The organism is bacterium (assembly GCA_040755795.1).
In the GTDB taxonomy this organism is placed as follows: Bacteria; UBA9089; CG2-30-40-21; order CG2-30-40-21; family SBAY01; genus JBFLXS01.
The window spans coordinates 1-2,426 of the sequence record JBFLXS010000527.1 but is presented as its reverse complement, the minus strand read 5'-3'; the positions used below and the strand labels follow the sequence as shown (position 1 = coordinate 2,426).

The window sequence follows — 2,426 nt, the reverse complement described above, 5'->3', positions numbered from 1 at the left end:
TGTCAGTATTTTATATTTTTTCTTTACTCTTCTATTTATTATAAAGAGATTTGCCAGGCCTAAATTTGAAATAGATATTCCCTTCTGGAAGGAGTTGGGAAGAAAAAGTATACCTTTTATGACCCTATTTGTGATTGGGACACTGTTTGTTAATCTGGACAATATAATGCTGTCGAGAATAGCTGGAGATGCAGTAACAGGGTGGTATTCAGCTTCGGCTAAATTAGCTCATTTTCTTAAAACCCTCCCGGCTTATTTTGCCACAGCATTATTTCCGGTATTAGTTAATCTTCATAAATCAGAAAACAAAGGGTTTATTTATGTCTTCAACAAGAGCAGTCAGTATATGTTGATAATGGGAGTTCCACTCGCGGTGGGAACAACTATTTTGGCAGATAAAATAATCCTGTTGATATATGGAGGGAAATTTGTTAATTCAATCCCGGTCCTAAAAATACTTATATGGACAACACTATTTGTATTTATCCAGAGTATTTGTATCCAGGCCCTTGTTTCGATTAATAGGGAAAGAGACATTAACTATATTATCGGAGCAGGATTACTGGTTACCATCGTTCTTTACCTGGTTCTAATTCCAAAGTTAAAGCATATTGGTGTTAGTCTGAGTGTATTTTCGGCAGAGCTTCTTATTACCTTATGGGTATTTACATACCTGAGTAAAGTGAAAGAAGGGATTACTTTATTCTCAACGCAGACATTTAAAATAATCGTTGCCTCTATTATTATGGGTATGTTTGTTTATCTGGGAAGAAATTTTAACCTGTTTTTATGTATAGGAGCAGGAGCAACTATCTACATTCTTTTACTTCTTCTTTTTAAAGCGGTATCAAAAGAGGATTGGGAAATGATAAAAAGGATTAGAACGGCAAGTTAGTGAAGTTCTTTTCGTAACATTAAAAGGGAAATTGAGAAAATAATGACACAAGATTGTATATTATGTGGGGCAAATAGTTTTAAGGAAACAATTTATTCCAATATCAATAATTGTAAAGTCCTTCAGTGTAGTGAGTGTTCTCTTGTATTTACTGAGATTGGGAAAGAGTTTAGTTCAACTGAAGCAATGAATACTATCTACTATGGAGATATTAAAGGATATCTTAGACGCAGAAGAGAGTTTATCCATCGATTTAGAAACTTTTTACGCAGGATAGAGAAATTTAAAAATAAAGGGAGAATTCTTGATATTGGATGTTGTGTTGGTTTTTTTCTTCATGTTGCACAGAAAATGGGTTGGGATTGTGTGGGAGTAGAACTTGCAACTACCTCAGCAAATTATGCTAAAGATGAATTTAAACTTAATGTGATGAATAAAAAGTTGGAAGAAATCAAATTCCCGGATAAACATTTTGATGTGATTACAATGTGGGATGTTTTAGAACATATCCCTGACCCAGTGAATGGATTGAATGAAGTCTATCGTATTTTGAAGGATGATGGATTATTGGTAGTTCAAGTTCCTAATATTAAAAGTGCTAAAGCTATTCTGGAAGGGAAGGTATTTGTGTTTTTAAATGTTCCGTGTCATCTTTATCATTTTTCACCACTAACCATTAGAAAAATACTTGAAAAGGCAAATTTTAAGGTTATAAAGGTAATGAGTTATGAAGCATATGATACAATGTTTGATTGGTTTTTCCCCTATCTACTTACAATAATTAATACTTCTTCTCCAAAAGTACGCATTGGAGTCATTATGATACGCAAGGGGATAAAACTTATATTTTATGCTCTATATCCGTTGTTAAAACCATTTCAAATTCTGATATGTAAAATAAATAGAGGTGGCCAAATACAAGTTTATGCCCTAAAAAATAGGGCTTCACGAAATTAAAAGTAAGTAATCGGTTAAATGGTAATTGGTAACTAATTACCATTCACCAGTTACCAATTACCAAATTAAAGGAGGGTAAAGTGCCGTGGGAAATCGAAATCGCGGGGCACAATACTAACTGGGTAAGATGAATGAAATTAAGTATTGTGTTCCCGGGAACCCCGCTGGGAGACAATTTAATGGAAGAAAAAGAGGTAAAGATTCAAACACTTACTAATTATTTTGAAAAAGTGCCGTCAGTAATTTTAGCCTTTTTATTTGGTTCAAGAAGTAAAAACTTAGAAAGACAAATCTCTGAGTGGGATATTGCTGTCTATTTTAAACCCAAAGAATATTTAGAAATAGAAACACAAAGAGATTATCCCAAAGAACATTAAATCTGGGCAGATGTGGAAAAGATTTTGCAAGCAGAAGTAGATTTTGCTGTCTTAAATAGAGTTGCTCCAGCACTAATTTATAGCGTGTTGACATCAGGTATCCCTTTGATAATTAAAGATAGAGAACTTTATTTAGACCTACTTTGTAAAACCAGTTATGAAGCAATAGATTTTTGGCAATTTGTTGACGAATTCTG

At 33.4% G+C, this 2,426-nt stretch carries 4 protein-coding genes; all 4 read left to right on the top strand.

The genetic code is table 11. The features are described 5' to 3' along the window. Positions 1 to 895 (top strand): polysaccharide biosynthesis C-terminal domain-containing protein (locus AB1414_19280; protein MEW6609556.1); only part of this gene is annotated, 895 nt, incomplete at its 5' end. A gap of 42 nt (positions 896 to 937) precedes the next feature. Further along, complete coding sequence (locus tag AB1414_19275) at positions 938 to 1,852, top strand: class I SAM-dependent methyltransferase (GenBank protein MEW6609555.1); 915 nt, start codon at positions 938 to 940, stop codon at positions 1,850 to 1,852. 179 nt (positions 1,853 to 2,031) lie between these two features. Further along, positions 2,032 to 2,229: a nucleotidyltransferase domain-containing protein gene (locus AB1414_19270; GenBank protein ID MEW6609554.1), complete on the top strand. Its 198-nt coding sequence runs from the start codon at positions 2,032 to 2,034 to the stop codon at positions 2,227 to 2,229. Positions 2,230 to 2,241: 12 nt separating this feature from the next. Then, on the top strand, positions 2,242 to 2,426 hold a 185-nt coding region (locus tag AB1414_19265), incomplete at its 3' end, for a hypothetical protein (GenBank protein ID MEW6609553.1).

Coding starts and splice junctions, on each gene's coding strand:
- AB1414_19275 (MEW6609555.1), top strand. CDS start 938: ATGACACAAGATTGTATATTATGTGGGGCAAATAGTTTTAAGGAAACA.
- AB1414_19270 (MEW6609554.1), top strand. CDS start 2,032: ATGGAAGAAAAAGAGGTAAAGATTCAAACACTTACTAATTATTTTGAA.